The 16761-nt window shown below is 58.9% G+C and carries 14 protein-coding genes and 1 pseudogene; 1 reads left to right on the forward strand and 14 read right to left on the reverse strand.

Annotation, left to right across the window (positions count from 1 at the left end; all coding sequences use genetic code 11):
• Positions 1-92: 92 nt before the first annotated feature.
• The 14 genes from ACSKB9_RS16465 to ACSKB9_RS16530 all read right to left on the reverse strand — a co-directional run bounded on the left by ACSKB9_RS16465 (position 93) and on the right by ACSKB9_RS16530 (position 14061).
• On the reverse strand, positions 93-386 hold the full coding sequence (locus ACSKB9_RS16465; RefSeq protein WP_438074269.1) for a hypothetical protein: 294 nt from the start codon (positions 384-386) through the stop codon (positions 93-95).
• Positions 387-606: 220 nt separating this feature from the next.
• Complete coding sequence (locus ACSKB9_RS16470) at positions 607-1323, reverse strand: hypothetical protein (RefSeq protein ID WP_438074270.1); 717 nt, start codon at positions 1321-1323, stop codon at positions 607-609.
• An 81-nt stretch (positions 1324-1404) separates the two neighbouring features.
• Positions 1405-2688, reverse strand: a complete 1284-nt coding sequence (locus ACSKB9_RS16475; protein WP_438074271.1) for a hypothetical protein — start codon at positions 2686-2688, stop codon at positions 1405-1407.
• 829 nt (positions 2689-3517) lie between these two features.
• On the reverse strand, positions 3518-4825 hold the full coding sequence (locus ACSKB9_RS16480) for an aspartate aminotransferase family protein (RefSeq protein ID WP_438074272.1): 1308 nt from the start codon (positions 4823-4825) through the stop codon (positions 3518-3520).
• Positions 4826-5100: 275 nt separating this feature from the next.
• Complete coding sequence (locus ACSKB9_RS16485; RefSeq protein ID WP_438074273.1) at positions 5101-6183, reverse strand: branched-chain amino acid ABC transporter permease; 1083 nt, start codon at positions 6181-6183, stop codon at positions 5101-5103.
• A complete protein-coding gene (locus ACSKB9_RS16490) occupies positions 6183-7067 on the reverse strand; it encodes a branched-chain amino acid ABC transporter permease (RefSeq protein WP_438074274.1) in 885 nt (294 codons plus the stop codon). The genes ACSKB9_RS16485 and ACSKB9_RS16490 overlap by 1 nt, the downstream gene beginning before the upstream one ends.
• Positions 7064-7795 carry an ABC transporter ATP-binding protein gene (locus ACSKB9_RS16495; RefSeq protein ID WP_438074275.1) on the reverse strand — a complete coding sequence of 244 codons (732 nt, stop codon included), beginning with the start codon at positions 7793-7795 and terminating at the stop codon, positions 7064-7066. Before ACSKB9_RS16495 ends, ACSKB9_RS16490 begins: the two co-directional genes overlap by 4 nt.
• Positions 7792-8592 (reverse strand): ABC transporter ATP-binding protein, encoded by an 801-nt coding sequence (locus tag ACSKB9_RS16500; RefSeq protein WP_438074276.1) that lies wholly within the window; start codon positions 8590-8592, stop codon positions 7792-7794. Before ACSKB9_RS16500 ends, ACSKB9_RS16495 begins: the two co-directional genes overlap by 4 nt.
• A gap of 25 nt (positions 8593-8617) precedes the next feature.
• Positions 8618-9853, reverse strand: coding sequence for an ABC transporter substrate-binding protein (locus ACSKB9_RS16505; protein ID WP_438074277.1), 1236 nt, complete (start codon positions 9851-9853; stop codon positions 8618-8620).
• 47 nt (positions 9854-9900) lie between these two features.
• Positions 9901-11217 carry a M20 family metallopeptidase gene (locus ACSKB9_RS16510; RefSeq protein WP_438074278.1) on the reverse strand — a complete coding sequence of 439 codons (1317 nt, stop codon included), beginning with the start codon at positions 11215-11217 and terminating at the stop codon, positions 9901-9903.
• 125 nt (positions 11218-11342) lie between these two features.
• Positions 11343-11696 (reverse strand): hypothetical protein, encoded by a 354-nt coding sequence (locus ACSKB9_RS16515; RefSeq protein ID WP_438074279.1) that lies wholly within the window; start codon positions 11694-11696, stop codon positions 11343-11345.
• A gap of 16 nt (positions 11697-11712) precedes the next feature.
• Positions 11713-12579, reverse strand: a complete 867-nt coding sequence (locus tag ACSKB9_RS16520) for an ABC transporter substrate-binding protein (protein ID WP_438074280.1) — start codon at positions 12577-12579, stop codon at positions 11713-11715.
• 119 nt (positions 12580-12698) lie between these two features.
• Positions 12699-13376 (reverse strand): isochorismatase family cysteine hydrolase, encoded by a 678-nt coding sequence (locus ACSKB9_RS16525; protein ID WP_438074281.1) that lies wholly within the window; start codon positions 13374-13376, stop codon positions 12699-12701.
• Complete coding sequence (locus ACSKB9_RS16530; RefSeq protein WP_438074282.1) at positions 13363-14061, reverse strand: N-formylglutamate amidohydrolase; 699 nt, start codon at positions 14059-14061, stop codon at positions 13363-13365. Before ACSKB9_RS16530 ends, ACSKB9_RS16525 begins: the two co-directional genes overlap by 14 nt.
• An 819-nt stretch (positions 14062-14880) precedes the next feature.
• On the opposite strand from ACSKB9_RS16530, the pseudogene ACSKB9_RS16535 reads away from it, so the two are divergent.
• Positions 14881-16582 (forward strand): annotated as a pseudogene (locus tag ACSKB9_RS16535) (AMP-binding protein).
• Positions 16583-16761 lie beyond the last annotated feature (179 nt).

A 16761-nucleotide genomic window follows, 5' to 3' on the forward strand; every position in this document is an offset into this window, starting at 1 on the left:
ACTGCCGTTTCGCGATACCCGCACGATCGGATTCGAGCTTGAAACCCGGCTTCGTCCGCAAGTTTGCGCGGTGGCAGGTCGTATACTCGTCTCTACCGAGAGCGCTCCAGGCTGGACGAAATTGCCTCCAGATCCCTGAAGGCGTCAGCGGCTTGTTCGCTCGCGAGCTTCATCCATTCTTTCGATAATTCGATGCGCCCTGCTTCAGGAGGCATACCGCCCCTGGTCACGGAGAGAAGCTGTTCGCAGACTACCTTGAAGTCCTGGGTCAGGTCGTAGATCAGATAGGCTACGTTATCGAGTGTAAGTACGTTGGCAAAATACGGTTCCTGCTCGCCTTCGAGCTTCATCTCGACGAACGGGACAAGTACCGGCTGGCCGGGCACCGGTCCCGGCCTGGCCCCTTGTCGGATCGATCAGTTGTGCCTTCGATGCTTCCGACCGCAAGCAGCAGAGACATCAGCGAATTCCTGACGACGGTCACGTTGTCGAGGAAGTCACCATACATCCGGACGGCATCGGGACTGCGTTCTTCGGTCCCGGGGACTGCCAACGGATCGATCATCTACCATTTCATGACCCTCCGGTCCGGACCGCTCGTCCGGCTCAGCCCGCAACGGCTTTGCTGAAAGCCGCGGGCTCGTACCGACTCGCGCTTCTGGTGGGGTGGAGAAGGTCCTTGGAGTGTCGAACCTGCTGCGCACCCTGATGTTTTACCGGATCAGGCATGTGGTACGTTGTCGTGAGCCCTGCCCGCCGAGGACCAGGAGCCGGCGTCTCTGCTTCGGCGATGAGCTTGGCGGCGCGCAGCCCCACAGCCGTCAGACTGAAGGTTGCGTGCTTGCCGAAACTGGTACGCCGGATCAAACCAGCTACCGTCATCAGATTCAGCACCCGTGACAGATTGGCCTGGCCAAGCCCAAAGTTTCGCAAGAGCGCTGCCCGGTAGGCACGGCGGTTCGGCTCCCGGAATATCTCCATGAGAATGTCGCGCACGTGTCCGCGCTGCAGTACTTCCTGCACCGACAGGCGTTCGCTTGCGGTAATCGATTCCGAGATGAGCTCCTTCAGGACGCCGATCTTGTCCGCCAAGGTCCTGTGATCGACTTCGAGGTATGCTCCTGTACGCGACATGATCTCGTGCCAGATCCGGAGTTCCTCGTCACGCCTGCCGTCGCTCAGGCATTTCCAGGTCCACGCGCGCAGAGCGCGGTAGACACTCTCGGCCGCACGCGTGCTTCCGTCGGCCAAAGCGTCGCGAATGACGTGCCGCGCTTCCGCCGGGGATGCTTCGCCAAGGGCGATGTCGTCAAAAGCCACCATGGAACCGTTATCCTGTCCAGGGATTAAGATATCGTTTTACAACGTTTTACACCTGATTTGGTCCCAACGTAACCCCAAGGTTCAATCAGGGATAAATATCCATTTATTCTTTACTTTCAGTGAGTTGGAGGCAACATAACTCGGCGAGGGCGGCATCGGCAGCACAAAACCCAGCTCCCTTTCTGTGGCTTGCCGGGTGTCCGTTTGCTGCACCACGAACGCCAGCGCCCCGGTTTTTGCCTGAACCTCGGCGGCCACATTCAGGTGTGCAGTCATCGTGGAAGCCTCGCCCATGGAGGGCACAACGAACAGGTCAACCGGCAGGGCAAGATAGGGTGAGGTCTGGGACGCCCGATCGCAAAAATCGCGACAGATCGCCAAGCCGATCAGTTTCGTCTCGGTGATCAACACAGGAATGTATTCTCCCGGGACGATATCCTCGAGACGGCCGTCCTCGTCCCGGGCCGCAATGACTTTGTCGAAGCGGTGCAGCACCCGTCCATAACCATCCAGCACCGTCGCGCGATTGGCGAATCCCCTGTCTGTCAGCTCGTGCCAGCTTCCGGCCACCAGCCAGTGCAGCGGGAATTCGTCTTCCTTGACGATGGTCCTTTCCTTCAGCATCCCGCAAATCCTGCTTCGTATCGCAGGGTCGATCGTCAATTCCGGCCAGACAACACCCGCGCAACCGTGCTGCATGGATTGGTCAATCTGGACATCAAGGGTCGCTTCGATATCGTCAAAGCTGACGCTCTCAGCGATGAAATTCCCCTCGCGCGTCTGGCGGGTCGTCAGCCGCAGATTGGAAAACAGCGACGCCGCGAGCCCGTTCTTTTCTCCGGACGCGCGCAGATCCACCCGGAGGGGAAGCACATCGAGCCCTCCCACCTCGCGGGGCAGCAGGCGGTGCCTCAGCGTCCCTCGTTTGAGATAGGGGCGCCCGTCGAGCCGCGACGGCGGCAGGTTCCTGGGTCGGGGTACGACGATCATGCCGGTTACCGGACAACGCCAATCATCGAGTCCGGAATCCGGATCGCCGAAGTCCGTAGGTGCTGTAGTATAGAGCAGGTCATCGACCGCCCGGATCTGCACGGCCAGGGCCATCATCCAGACCGCGGCGGCGTCGGAATCTGGCGTCCACCGGTGATCCCCCCGGACAATCCATTCCATCCGGGCAGCGACAAGTCTCCTTAGCGGCGCTTCCTGGATTCTTTCATAAGCCGACAGAACGGCGATTGGCGCTTCGCAAGCAAGCAGATGGAGGCGGGACAAGGCCGTTGTCAGCGGCTTCCTCTCTATCGATGACGTGGAAGCGAGCTCACTTTCGAGGCTCCTCGCCTTGTCCGTCCAATCCTTGAAATTCATGTTTGATTCAGTTGTTTCTGCCGTTCGACAATGATGGCAGCCCACGCGTCGCGCAAGCCGGTTTCGATGCCTGGTCGCCTAGTGGTTTCCCTGGGTCGCCCGTCGTCTCGTGAGACGCCGTGCAGCGGACGATCTACATGATTTTCCGACAGGAGCTTCATGGCCCATGCGCTTTCCCGCGCCGGGACTGACTTTCGGCTTCTCGATCTGTTAGAGAGCCAGGCGTGCTGATGCCGCCCCGCGAACCAGAAGAACGTCGTTTGACCTTGACGCTTTTTCAGTCGTTCAGATGCATCTTGCAGCCGCCGAGGATTGAGGCTCCTCAAGCCTTTCGCCAGTGCATCAACCTGATGGAAAGCTTTCGTGGCGCGGCAATTCGTCAAAGCAGTTCGAGGAAGACACGTTGGTGCGTCAATAGCGTAAGAGACCGGTCAAATGATCCCGATATTTCCCGCATCATAGCCGTCTCACTTTCGTGCGTTTCGAACGGACTTTGCGCGCCGTGAACGTGGACTTTCTGTTCAAGCCGGAGTTTGCCGGCCCAGCCGGGAGCAGGCCACGTCCGTACAGATGTACGCTCGAACTACCCGTCTGACTCAGGCAGTGGCCGGGGCCCTCGAGGGCCGCATGTCCGCCGACGACGTGGTCGCATCCGGGCAGTCGCTAGAGTGAAATGACGACTGCCGCCGAGTGACTTCAGCCAAAGGCCGCCGGCTCGGTCGTCACGGCCGGCCGACAGGGCGAAACGAGATCAGTCTTTGACGAGCGCGCGCAGATTCTGGCCGACATGCTGATGAACTCGCCGCCAGCTCCAGTCCCCGGGCTTCGACTACCAGCCAGCGAAGGCTCCCGCGAGCGCCGGATCCACCTTGCCCGCCTCGACGTCTGTCAGAGCCATATCAAGCATCTCGACGCCGCGGTCGGCTTCCTCCTGCGTCAACGTCAACGGCGGGGTGAGCTCGAGTACATTCGAGCTGACGCCAACATAGAACATCACCAATCCATATTCGAAGGCGCGATAAACGGTCATTGCGGTCTGCCGTTTTGCCGGCGCCCTTGTGGCCCGGTCGGTGACCAGCTCTATTCCGATCGCAAGGCCTTGGCCGCGGACGTCGCCAATCAGCACGTGCCTCTGCTTCAAGGCCTTAAGACGCATGAGCAAATGGGCCCCCACCTTGGCAGCATTTTCAGCCAAACGATCGGTTTTGATGGCCTCAAGCACAGCCAACGCTGCAGCGGCGCAAACCGGATTACCATGCAACGTCTGGAAGGAGAATGCTGGCGCAAAATTCATGATGGCTTCCGGTCCTGCGACTGCCGAGATCGGCAATCCGCCGCCAAGCCCCTTCCCGAACACCACGATGTCGGGCTCGATTCCATGATGCGCAAAGGCATGCAGCCGCCCGGTTCTGCCCAATCCAACTTTCACTTCGTCACTGACGAGGAGAATTCCGTGCTTGCGGCATCGCTGTTCAACTTCTGCAAAGAAGCCGACTGGAGGAACCAGCATTCCGCCGTCGGACTGGATTGGCTCGATGAAGAAAGCGGCCACCTCTTGCGGAGGGACAGCGCCCGCAAAAAGCCGATCGAGCTGAGCGAGGGCTTTTTCCGCAGCTTCTTGCCCGTCGGCATAGCTGTTGGGATAAGGCACAAGCGTCAAGCCCGGCGCCTTCGGTAGAGCTTGCGACGGGTGACCGGAGACTGCGGCAGAGCCGGCAGTGCCACCGTGGTAGGCGCCTGCGAAGGAGATGATCCGCGGCCGGCCTGTCGCCGCAACGACAATGCGTGCGACGGTTTCATTGGCGTCCGAACCGGAATGGCCAAACCAGATCCTGCCCGCTGCGCGGGAGGGCACGAGCGAGAGGAGCTCTTCGGCCAACTGCACTGTCGCCAGGTTGGCGCTCGAAAGATAGCTTGCTCCGGCCTGGTTGGACAGAGCGCGGTCAACCGCCGCCCTGATACGAGGATCGGAATGACCCAGGCTCGCAGCGCCCCAGGAGGCCGCAAAATCCAGAAGCTGTCTGCTGTCATCCGCAATCAGTGTCGCGCGGGCGCCACCTTTCACGGCCAGCGGATAGAAGCGCAAATGAGCCAGCTTTGAAATCGATTGGGCTTCACGTTCATACAACCGGGTCATGTCTCGTTCCTGAGCTGAGATACTGGGCATTGCCCACTCATTTTGGCCGCTACGACTGGCGCGCGAAACCGAGCGTGTTGATGATGGCTTGCGACAGTCTGCACCGCGGTCGTCTCACCGTCGTCATGCCCCACGAGGTCATCAGGGCAACGAGGTCAGCCAATTCTCTTCAAGCTGCCTCGATCAATGCCCGGACAACCACGCGATTCGAATCGTATCGCCTGATCCAAGGCTTCAATCCCCCCTCGCCCTGCACCGAATGCGACTGCAGTCGTTCAACGGACCCCAGAGTGACTGGCAGCTTCAGCCTCGTTCTCCTTGTCGGTCGAAGTCATCAGCGCCTGATCTGCCGAAGCCGTCACGGACTGTCCCGATCGCTTTTGGTTCGCATTCTTTGCAGGGATTGCGGGCAGTGCGGAGGCTAGCCCCTTTGGAAAGAACAGGAGGACGACGATCATCGCCAGCGCGACCAGCATGAAGCGGCCTTCGGCGAAGTTGTTAATGCTTGCAAGCCCTTCCGAGATGAAAGTCAGGAACAGCGCAGCAAACAGCGGCCCATAGATGCTGGACGTGCCCCCGACAAGCACCATGCTCAAGATGAGCGATACGGTCGAGAAGTCGAAGACCTCCGGCGAGGCAACGCGCAGATAGATGACGTAGAAGCCGCCCGCAATTCCCGTGAAGAACGCACTTGCCACAAGCGCCTTCAGGCGTTGCAACGCAATCGGAATGCCGCGCGAGACGGCGTAATCCTCGTTGTCGCGCAGAGCTTTGATCGAGAGGCCGAAATCGGAACGCACCAGCCAGCGCAGACAAACGGTCGTGGTGACAAGCAGCCCAAAGGCGACATAGTAGTAGCCGAGCTTGTAGTCGCGCAGGAAATTATAGCCCGGCAACCATATCGTCGGCACGCGCACCATGCCTTGCGTTCCGCCGGTGAGATTTGACTGATTGATCACAAGTTGCATCACGAGCTGGCTGAATGCAAACGTCACCAGCACCACATAGACGCCCTGAAGGCGTACGACGGGTAGAGCGACGATGACAGCAGCAGCAGAAGCGGCGACCCCGCCGATGAGCATCGCAACCCAGGGATCAATCCCGAGAAGCTTTGCGGTCAGTCCTGTCGCGTAAACACCCACGCCAAAAAAGGCGACATGGGCAAAATTGAAGATGCCGGCATAGCCAAGACTGAGGTCCCAGCTCGCTGCGACAATCCCGTAGACAAAGGAGATGATGAAAAGATGCCGCAGATAGCTGTCCTGGACGAAGATCGGCACAAGGAGCCCAGCGATAAGCAGGACGCCAATCAGCCATACCTTGCCGTTGCGGAGCTTGTCGTCGTGGCGGGCCATCATCAACGCACCACCTTTCCGAGCAGCCCCTGGGGCCGGACGAGCAGCACGAGGATGAGCAGGAGAAAGATCATTGAGGGGGCCCAGTAGATGCCTACGAAGAACACGAGGGCCGCCTCAAGGAGGCCCATCAGATAGGCGGCGACAACTGTCCCTCCCAACGAGCCGAGCCCGCCGAAGATCACGATGATCAATGCCTTGACGAGCGGCTCGGAGCCGAATTCCGGAGTGAGCAGACGAATCGAGCCGAGAAGAACGCCCGTGAGCCCGGCAAGGACAGCCGAGAGGGCGAACGTAATGATAAAAAGCCTGGAGACGTCGATGCCGATCAGCCTGGCGGCATCCGGGTTCTGGCCAACTGCCCGTATTCCGCGTCCTATCCGCGAACGATCGAGGAAAAGCCAAAGCGCTCCAAGCAACAAGGGCGCCACGACAATGATGAGCGCCTCCTGCGCGGAAATCGTCGTTTGCCAGATTTGAACGTTGCCCGTCGCGATCGGAGCCAATTGCTTGAGCCTTGCCCCCCAGATAAGCTGGATCCCCTTCTGCATGAATATCATGGCGGCAAGGGTCGTCATGACGGTGACGAGCAGGATATCGCGATTGTCGTAGAACGGCCGAACAATGACCCGCTCGATCAGAATGCCCACTCCGATCATGATCGCTGCTGAAACGGCGATTGCCAGACCCAGCCCGAAGTTGAGCCCGGCCGCATCCGACACGGTCCATGCGATATAGGCGCCGAGCGTCATCAGCACCCCGTGCGCGAAATTGAAGATGCCAAGTGTCGTCCATACCAGGGAAAGTCCGCTCGCCATCAAGGCATAGCCGGAGCCGAGCACGATGCCGCTGACGAGAATGGCGCTAAGGATGTCACTCGTGATCATGCGTTCTCCGACCCGAAATACATGTCCATGATTTCCTGATGGTCGAGTTCTCCGCTCCGGTTGATTTCCCGGCGGATCTCTCCGTGGTCGACAAGGTACATGCGGTCGACCAAGGACAGGATGAATGCGATATCCTGCTCGACGAGAAGAAGCGGAATGCCGCGCGACGAGATTTCCGAGATTGCCTCAGCAAGCTCGTCCTTGAGCTTCGGAGACAGCCCAAGCGTTGGCTCATCCAGCATCAGCATGCGAGGCGCGCACATGAGCCCTGCGCCGATTGACAGCATCTGACGCTCGCCCCCTGACAGTGTCTTGCATTGCTGCCGACGACGCTCGGCAAGCCGGGGAAACAGGTTGAGCACATAATCGAGATTTGTCTTCAGATCGTTCCGCGCGCGCGGCGTGAACGCCGCAAGCTCGAGCGTCTCCATGATCTGCATGTCGGGAAAGAGGCGATTGGCCTGAGGCACGTGAATCAAGCCGCGTGCCACGATCTTCTGGGGGGCGAGCCGATCGATCGGCTCGCCCATGAAGCGGACATCTCCCGCTCGCGGGCGGATCACCTGCGAAATCGTGTTGAGAAGCGTCGTCTTGCCGTGCCCGTTGGGTCCAAAGAGCCCGACGCGCTCCGTCGGTCCGACGTGAAAGCTCATGCCTAGTAGCACATCGGAAGCATCATAACCGGCGCGCAAGCCGGCGATTTCGAGGGCGTTCGTATTGTTGCTCAAAGCCTGGCCTCCCGTTTGCCGAGATAGGCTTCGACGACCTCCGGGTTACGCACCACCTCTGCCGGACTTCCTGAGGCGATGATGGCACCGTGATTGAGAATCATCAGACGTTCGGACACGTTCAAGAGAAGCGGCAGGACGTGCTCGATGAGAACAACCGTTATGCCGCGTCGGTGAACAGCAAATATGAGATCGGAGAGCCCGGTGACTTCCGGCTTGGTGAGGCCGGCGGCAGGCTCATCGAGGAGAAGCACCTGGGGCCGGCCTGCGATTGCGGAAGCTATCATCAACTGCTTGCGCTCAAAGACTGAAAGGTCCGAGGCAGCTTTGGCCCGGCGTTCGGCCGTGAGTGACACGTCATCGAGTGCCTGATCGGCGGCTTCTTTCGCCTCGGTCGATGTCATCCTCCCGCAATAGACGGCGCTTGCATAAACGTTCTCGCGCGCGCTCAGCGTCGCAAACTCCGCGTCCTTTTGGAATGTTCGAAGGACACCCGCCCGGCTGATCTGATGCGGGGGCAGCCGATGGATCGGCTTGCCAGCAAGCAGTATCTCACCCTCGCTCGGCGGAAACGGAATCCCGGTGATGACATTGAAGAGCGTGCTCTTGCCGCTACCGTTCGGACCGGCGATGCCGAAGATCTCGCTCTTTCGAACCGAGAACGACACATTATCAAGCGCGAGCAGTGCACCGAAGCGCCGGGTTACCTGGCGCATCTCGAGCAGCGGCTTATCGTCATTTGGTTCTACCATCGTCTCATCTTCCGGCTCGCAGTGGAAGAAGCGGCCACGTGCCATTGCCGCGTGGCCGCGCGCCGAAGCGCTATTGCTGCATCCACGGAGGCATGCGGAACTCTCCGTCCGCATACTGTTTCGGGTAAAACAGAACCCGCTTGCCGTCCCAGATCTGGAAGAACTGGATGGGAATTGAGTCATCACCTTGGTTGGCGAGATGCGTTTTCGCATCGAAGGAGAGCTTCCCGCTCACGATCTGCTTCCGGCCCTCGCCAATAGCCTTGCCGATAGCGAGCCGCTTGGTCGGATCCCCCACTTTCGCCAGAGCATCGGCATAGACCATGACTTCCTCATAGAGCGCCGGCCCGTACGTGCCCGGTTCGTGGCCGTATTTGTCCAGATATTTCTTGATCACCTCGACAGCCCGCGGGTTCGCAGGCGTGTTGAGCGTGCCGCCCAGCAGGTTATAGACGACGCCCGTGGCCTGCTTGCCCGTCAACTTCAAAAATTCGGGGACCGAAGGCGCATACTGGATGAAGACCAGGCTGTCCGTCGGCTGCTCGAGGAACTGGGTCAGGAATTTCCCCGCGTTGCCCGGCTGATAGTCGGTATTGATGATGACGGCTGGATTATCCTGGCGGACCTTGGCCAGGAATGTTCGCCAGTTGTCGATCTCACCGAACGGCAGAAGGTCTGCCGATGTCACGGTCCAGCCCGCGCCTTCGAAGCTCTTCTTGAGCCCGTTCATGATGGTCTTCGAATAGGGATTGTCCGAAGAGATCAGGGCCACCTTCGTATTCCGCAGCCTGAGCTTGCCATCTGCAAGAAGGCCCTTAACAACCGGGACCATGGCCGTATTGTACTCGTCCAGGGACGGAGCCATTGACCAGACAGTCGGGAACTTGTCCGGATGAGGCGCGATGATGTCCCGTGTCTGAGCCGAATTCGCCCAGATCAGGTACGGCATATCCTGCTCGGCCATGATCTCGATTTCAAAATTGCTGCCGCTGGCATAGCCGGTGAGGATGGCGTTCAGGTCACGGTCACCCGCCAAGCGTTCGATCGCGCTGGTCACGGCATCGGCGGACTGGTTCTGGGTGTCGCCTACAACTACCTGCAGCTTGTAGCCAGCCACCCCGCCGGCCGCATTGATTTCGTCAACGGCGAGCTTGGCGCCGTCGATCATTTCGTTTCCATCCGCAGCCGAGTTTCCGGTCAGCGGCGCGAGGATACCGATCTTGGCAATTCTATCAGCAGAATGGGCAGGCGCTGCCGCGGCGAGCGCTGCAACAACCAGACAGGCCAAAAGACTAGAAAGCTTCATTGTAGCAATCCCTCTTTCACTGCATTTGTTTACTCATTTGCGAGCAATCATTTGATTCCGCACCAATCGATGATTCCGGCGGCCAGGGTTTTAGTTGTTTCCTCCAACGAGGCGATATCCACGTACTCGTCAGCGCCGTGGAAACCATCGCCGGTTGCGCCGCAGATCACGGCATCAACTCCCGCGCCGGCGTAGTGCGCCGCGTCGACGACGGCAATCATTCCAGAGATCTTCGGCTTGCCGCCCAACTGGGTTCGACGCTGCAAAAGCGACTGCACAAGCGGATGATCTGGCGCGGTATCCATAGGCGGGAAATGGAGGCCACCGAGCTCCCATTGCACCTTGATCGGATTCTTCTGCAACCAAAGATCCTGCTGGCAGAAGTGGTGGACGAAGGCTTCGAACTCAGACCGGATCTCTTCCTTGGTCTGGTGGGGCAGGAACTTGTAGTCGAGGTCGATAACCGCCACGTCCGGAATGATGGCGGGATTGGTCATGATGAGCGGCAATCCGTCCGGCCCAAGCCCCGCGCCAGCGCGCATTGCCCCGACATTGATCGTATTCATACCGGGCGGCAGCAGCGGATGTTGACGCATGCGGCACCTCGAATATTCGAAATTCCTGAGCGCTTCCAGAAAACGGGTTGCAATGTCGATCGCATTGACGGCTGGCCGCAGCCGATCAGGTGCATCACGTTGCGGCCAAATCTCGTTGTAGCGCCACGCCGAATGGCCTTGCCGACCGGTGATGGTGATGCGTATCCATTCCAGACCGCCTTCGCAGACCTGGATATCACCCATCGTTAGTTCGGTGATGATCGCCGCCTTGGCGAGATAGCCGCGCTTGACGGCGTCTATCGCACCAAAGCCGCCAGCTTCTTCATCGACCACCGAATGGAGGGCAACACGTCCTTCAAGTTCGATACCTGCCGCCCTGATACCCCGGATGGCGGCAATGGCGGCTGCGACGCCGCTCTTCATGTCGATGGCACCACGCCCGTAAAGCTTACCATCCTTGATCTCACCCCCGAAGGGGTCGACCGTCCAGGTGCCGGCCTCGCCAACCGGCACCACATCGATATGACCGCACAACAGCAGGCTACGCTCTTCCAAGCCAGTGAGCTGACCGATGACGTTCGGCCGGTCCGGAAAGACGTCCCACCGGTCAATCGACATACCAAGTGACGTGAGTTCCAATTCGACCAGGTCTTGGACCGCACTCTCGCGGTTCTGGTCCGGATCATTGACGAACTTCGGATTGACCGAGGGTATTCGGACAAGCCTTTGGGTGAGCTCAGTCGTGTAACTCCGCTCGCGGTCGATCGCGTTCCAGGCGGCCTTTACTGCAGCGTCTAGATTACCCATTTGGAACCCCTCCCTTATTTCCAGCATAGATATCGCTTGGCCATGGCAGCCAATGTGCGGCCGCCAGTCTCATGGATCAGCATGTCTGGGCGTACGACGCGATTACGCCGCGTCGCCGCAAGTGCCTATTGCTTCATCCAGGGCGGCATGCGGAATTCGCCATCCGCGTGCTGCTGCGGAGAAAACAGGACCCGCTTGCCGTCCCAAACCTGGTAGAATTGGATCGGAAAGCCGTCGTCGCTTTGGACGGCAAGATGTGTCTTCGGATCGAAGGAAAGTCTACCCTGCGCTGTCAGCTTGTTGATCTCACCGATGGCTTTTCCGATCGCGAGCCGCTTCTTCGGGTCGCCAACCTTCTTCAGTGCGTCGGCGTAAAGCATAACCTCCTCGTAGACCGCCGGTCCGCTTGAGCCCGGCTCGTAGCCGAACTTGGCTTGAAACTTGGTATTGATCTCAGTCGTGCGCGGGTTTTTCGGCAACGTTCCGCCGATGAGATTATAGATGACGCCCGTTGCCTTCTCGCCGGTCAGCTTTAGGAATTCCGGAATGTGCGGTGCATACTGGATAAAGACCAGACTGTTGGTCGGCTGCTCGAGAAACTGGGTCAGAAACTTTGCCGCGTTGTCGGCCCTCGGGTCGGTATTGATGACGACTGCCGGGTTGTCGCTGGCGGACCTTGACGAAGAACGTTCGCCAGTCGCTGATTTCCCCCGTCGGCAGAAGGTCAGCAGATGTGACCGTCCAACCGTCTTCCTCGAAGCTCTTTTTCAATCCATTCATGATTGACTTCGAGTAAGGATTGTCGGTGGAGATCAGGGCCACCTTCTTATTTTGCAGCTTCAACTTGCCGCTCTTTTCAAGGCTGTGCAGCACCGGAATCATTGCCGTTTTGTATGCGTCGTAGGACGCGTTCAACGACCAGACAGTCGGGAATTTGTCCGGATGGGGTGCAATGATCGCGCGCGTCGAGTCGGTGCTGGCGTAGAGCAGGTACGGCATATCCTGCTCGGCCATCAACTCGATCTCAAAATTGCTATAGTCCGCATAGCCGGTGACGACGGCATTCAGGTCTGGGTCATTCGTCAGGCGCTGGACGGCGCTGGTGACCGACTCCACTGACATGTTCTGCGTGTCGCCAACGACGACCTGAAGCTTGTAGCCGGCCACGCCCCCCGCCGCATTGATTTCGTCAACGGCGAGCTTGGCGCCGTCCACCATTTCGCTGGCGTCGGCGGCGCTGCCGCCAGCGAGCGGCGCAATCACGCCGATCTTGCTGATCTTCTCGGCAGCATGGGCAAGGTTGGTCGCGATGAGGCCGGCAAACGCGAGGCTCACCCAAAGACTAGAAAATTTTACGGTCATCGTTATATTCCCCTCTGCTTGATGGCACGTGCTGAACATCTTTGAACGGGAGCAATCGATGAGTGCGGCCGTCGCCTTTTGGTTCAGGCGGCCGCCCCCGAGCCGCGAAGATTGACGCTTCACTCGCTCTCGTTATATCCCGAGTACCTTCCGATCTCGTCGAGCAGCGCGTCTGTATCAACTTGGCGACAATACCCCTTGATCGCTCGCAGAGTGTTGTCGTGACGGTCCTGGGTATAGGTGGCGCAGGCATCTGGCACGAGCGTCACGAGGTAGCCGAGATCGCAGGCGTCACGCACCGCAGATTCCACGCACTGGTCGGTAACCAGCCCGGCCAACACCAGCTGCTTAACCCCGAGATTGCGCAGCAGGTAATCGACGTGGGTGGACACAAAGACGCTCGAGGACGATTTCGGCAGAACGATTTCGTCGCCGCCGGGCGCAATCTCGTCGATAACCTTCCCGTCCCACGAGCCCTTTGGGACGTTGAAGCCCGTGATCTTGTAATCGAGACTGCGATCGCGACCATCTTTGGTGAGACTCTCGATCGTCGTGTAGAGTACCTCTATGCCTGCGGCACGAAACGCCCCCTGCAACCGCTGCATGTTGGGGATGGCAAGGTTCTTCAAACGATCGAAATAGTAGCCGTACTTGCCGGCAATCTCGACGTCCGACACATCCTTGAACTCGCCGCCATCGCGTCGCACGCAAAAGTTCTGCACGTCGATGAACAACAGCGCCGACTGCTTCGGATTCAGCGGCACCTCGCGTGTCGTGGGGAAATCAATCGTTGACATGCTTTTTCTCTCGCGCATCGATCAGCCCATCGACGATCAAGCTCGCCCATCGGTGCTGTCCCTCGGGATCGCCGATCAAATCGTTACGAATTTCAAGCAACAGGTGCAGCAGGCCGCGCGCCTCCCCGTGCACCGGGATCGTATAGTCGCCCTGATCGTCAACGACATACGGCTCGTTATGCGCGCAGATCGTCGTTGGATTCCGCTCCTGAAAGCAGCCAAGGAAACGCTCGGCAAAGCTGCGGTCACGATTAGAGAGCACACCGAGTTGCCAGGGTCGCTTGGGTCCGCCTGCCAGCCGCGGCGTAAAGCTGTGCACGGCGACCAGGACCGCCGGCGAACCTGCCGTCGCGCGACGATCTAGAAAGAGCGCCACCTCCCGATGGAATGGCTCGTGGATCTCCGCATAGCGCTGCCGGCGGTGATACTCCGCGAGCTGCAAATTCCCCGGCACGACTGTCCCATCGCTCACCTCCGGAACGCAATCGGGCGCGTTAAAGGGACGATTGCAGTCGATAACAAGCCGGCTATAGCGCTGCAGAAAAAGCGGAGCATCGAGCTGATCCGCAAGGCAACGAGCCACACCTTCGGCGCCGATATCATAGGCAATATGCCCAAGGGTTTCGGCCGCGGGCAGACCAAGGCTCTTGAGCCGCCGTGGAACAGCGGTCCCGCGTGCTCGCAAACCAGCACGAAGTCAGCACGTCCGTTGGCATTGACCAGCTGAACCGGGCGCGGGTCCGACGGCGAGAGCACACTCGGCAAGGTTTCTGTGTACGGCAACACGTCACCTGAAGTTGGTGCATGGCACCCAGCGCCATACTGAATTACCCAACAGAACGAAATTCATCGATCAAAGTCAAACATTTTCTTTCATTTGACATACTATTTTCATAAGCCTATTGCCGGAACTCGGCTTTTTCCGACCCGGAATTTCTCAGGCTAGGTTGCGTGACACAGCAATGGACGACAGGGCGCGCTACGCCAACGAGCTCGGCAACGGGGCGCGGAGCTGGTCACGCTTCCGTATGGGCGCTTCCGAACTTTCGATCAAATCGGGAAGAATATCGCGAGCAGCGCCTCAGCACAGACCGGCTGGTTGGACGCTGCCAGCGTCAGGAAGACTTCACTGAAAGCAAGCGCTCACACGAGGCTCGCAAGTGCTTTATCTTTGCTCGCCCGACTGCGCGAGAGTGCATCAGCGTACCCACACGAAGCAGCCGCGAGGCGCGCGGTCAGCGTTCGCACTTCGCTTTTGCGCCTATCGCCGATACCGCCGGTTTCCTGGAATCGGCGAGGCTCTCGCTTCAGATACGACCGGATGCGCAAAAGGCGCAGCGAGTACCCCTCAATCGGTCGGGGAGGACTGCTGATCGTAACAGACGCCATGACATCGGAGCAGACGCAGGAAACACGACGAGGAGCACAATAGCCGAAGGGCGCGTATCGCCCGGAGCTCAGGTCAAGGACGGCGCCCTCTCAAACGCAGGACAAAGGGTCAGTGATGCTGAAAAAAAGAGAAACGTTCGATGAGGTTCGAAATGGGTTCCGGTGGAATATCCCTGATTACTACAATATCGGTGCGGATATATGCGACAGGTGGGCCGATAAGGAACCCGGTCGATTGGCGATCATCGATGTGGAGCCTGGAAAACCCACTCGCGAATACAGCTTCAGCGACTTGAAGGCGATCTCCAACCGGCTGGCTAACGCCTTGAGCGCGCGCGGCATTGGCCGACGTGCCGGAGAGATGGGCGATCGGGTTGGGGTTATGCTTCCTCAGCGCTTCGAGACAGCAGTGATGCATGTTGCGCTCGCAAAACTCGCATGCATCTCGATCCCGCTATTTACACTGTTTGGACCCGATGCCCTTCTACATCGCCTGGCAAATTCTGGCGCAAGAGCAATCGTAACCGACGCCTCGGGCGTCGAGCGAATAAAACCTCTTCTTCTGCAACTCCCCGCATTGGAGTTGATCGTCTGCGTCGATGGCGCGATTGGACCGGCCAGAGCTTCGCTGCACTTTGCGCGGCAAAATCAGATGTCTTCGAACCTGTGTCGACACGCGCGGATGATCCAGCAATTCTAATTTACACGTCAGGTACCACAGGAAACCCTAAAGGTGCCCTTCATGCCCACAGGGTTCTGTTGGGACATCTTCCGGGGGTTGAAATGAGCCACGAGTTTCTCCCTCACGACGGAGATCGTTTCTGGACTCCTGCTGACTGGGCATGGATTGGCGGTCTGCTCGATGTGCTCATGCCGGCGCTTCATCATGGCATTCCAGTTGTCGCCTGTCGGTTTACGAAATTCACCGCAGAGGCAGCGTTCGACCTGATCAAGACCTGCGGAATACGCAACGCCTTTCTGCCTCCCACCGCTTTGAAGATGATGAAGCTCCTGTCTGAGACCCAGATGCCTGAGGTGCGCCTTCGCTCGGTGGCAAGCGGCGGCGAACCGCTTGGTGCAGAATTGATCGAATGGGGGCGTGCGACGCTTGGGGTCACGATCAACGAGTTTTACGGCCAGACCGAGTGCAACATGGTGGTTTCTTCCTGTGCAGCGCTAGAGCCCCCATTCCGGGCAAAATGGGCCGGTCTGTGCCTGGTCACGTCGTTGATGTAATCGATGCTGCGACCGGCATTCGCCAACCCAACGAGATGGAAGGCGCCCTTGCGGTTTTATCTCCCGACCCCGTGATGTTCATCGGCTATTGGCAAAATCCCGAAGGGACCCGTGAGAAGTTCGTAGAAGGGCCGGATGGGAAATGGCTTCTCACGGGTGACCAGGGGGTACGCGATGCTGAGGGCCGGCTTCACTTTGTGGGGCGCAATAGCGATGTCATTGGCTCCGCCGGCTATAGAATTGGCCCTGCAGAAGTCGAGGATTGCCTGCTTGCGCACCAAGCTGTCCGTCTTGCCGGCGTCGTCGCTAAACCGGATCCGCTGCGGGGGGCGGTTGTTGCCGCATATGTCGTGCTCAAGGATGGACATGTTGGATCAGATGCATTGGCTGACGACATTGCAAATTTCGTCAAGTCACGCCTAGCGGCGCACGAGTATCCGCGCGTCGTACGCTTCACTGATGAGATTCCCCTAACAACCACGGGCAAGATAATTCGTGGCGCTCTACGCAAGATGGCGCAGGATGAGGCTGCAGCAGAGCAGGTCGCAGCGAAAGGATGGTTTCGCAGAGACATTCGTTGAAGTGGTCGGCGACTGTTGCAATTGAGGGAATTATTTTCGCAAACGAGCCCGGAATGAGCGGGTGGGCCTAATCGTGCCTCTCAACGATCCCGTGAGAATCGAAACGGCTGGCTGCTCGTCTGCGCGCTCGCCTTCGTCGAAGCGCCGATCGTCAGAGTATCGGATGCGAACTGGATTGC

The sequence above is a fragment of the Bradyrhizobium sp. BR 1433 genome (assembly GCF_051547665.1).
In the GTDB taxonomy this organism is placed as follows: Bacteria; Pseudomonadota; Alphaproteobacteria; order Rhizobiales; family Xanthobacteraceae; genus Bradyrhizobium; species Bradyrhizobium australafricanum.

Bases quoted from the DNA above. Each gene is read 5' to 3' on its own strand.
- ACSKB9_RS16470 (WP_438074270.1), bottom strand. From the start codon at position 1,323: ATGGTGGCTTTTGACGACATCGCCCTTGGCGAAGCATCCCCGGCGGAA.
- ACSKB9_RS16475 (WP_438074271.1), bottom strand. From the start codon at position 2,688: ATGAATTTCAAGGATTGGACGGACAAGGCGAGGAGCCTCGAAAGTGAG.
- ACSKB9_RS16480 (WP_438074272.1), bottom strand. From the start codon at position 4,825: ATGACCCGGTTGTATGAACGTGAAGCCCAATCGATTTCAAAGCTGGCT.
- ACSKB9_RS16485 (WP_438074273.1), bottom strand. From the start codon at position 6,183: ATGATGGCCCGCCACGACGACAAGCTCCGCAACGGCAAGGTATGGCTG.
- ACSKB9_RS16490 (WP_438074274.1), bottom strand. From the start codon at position 7,067: ATGATCACGAGTGACATCCTTAGCGCCATTCTCGTCAGCGGCATCGTG.
- ACSKB9_RS16500 (WP_438074276.1), bottom strand. From the start codon at position 8,592: ATGGCACGTGGCCGCTTCTTCCACTGCGAGCCGGAAGATGAGACGATG.
- ACSKB9_RS16505 (WP_438074277.1), bottom strand. From the start codon at position 9,853: ATGAAGCTTTCTAGTCTTTTGGCCTGTCTGGTTGTTGCAGCGCTCGCC.
- ACSKB9_RS16510 (WP_438074278.1), bottom strand. From the start codon at position 11,217: ATGGGTAATCTAGACGCTGCAGTAAAGGCCGCCTGGAACGCGATCGAC.
- ACSKB9_RS16520 (WP_438074280.1), bottom strand. From the start codon at position 12,579: ATGACCGTAAAATTTTCTAGTCTTTGGGTGAGCCTCGCGTTTGCCGGC.
- ACSKB9_RS16525 (WP_438074281.1), bottom strand. From the start codon at position 13,376: ATGTCAACGATTGATTTCCCCACGACACGCGAGGTGCCGCTGAATCCG.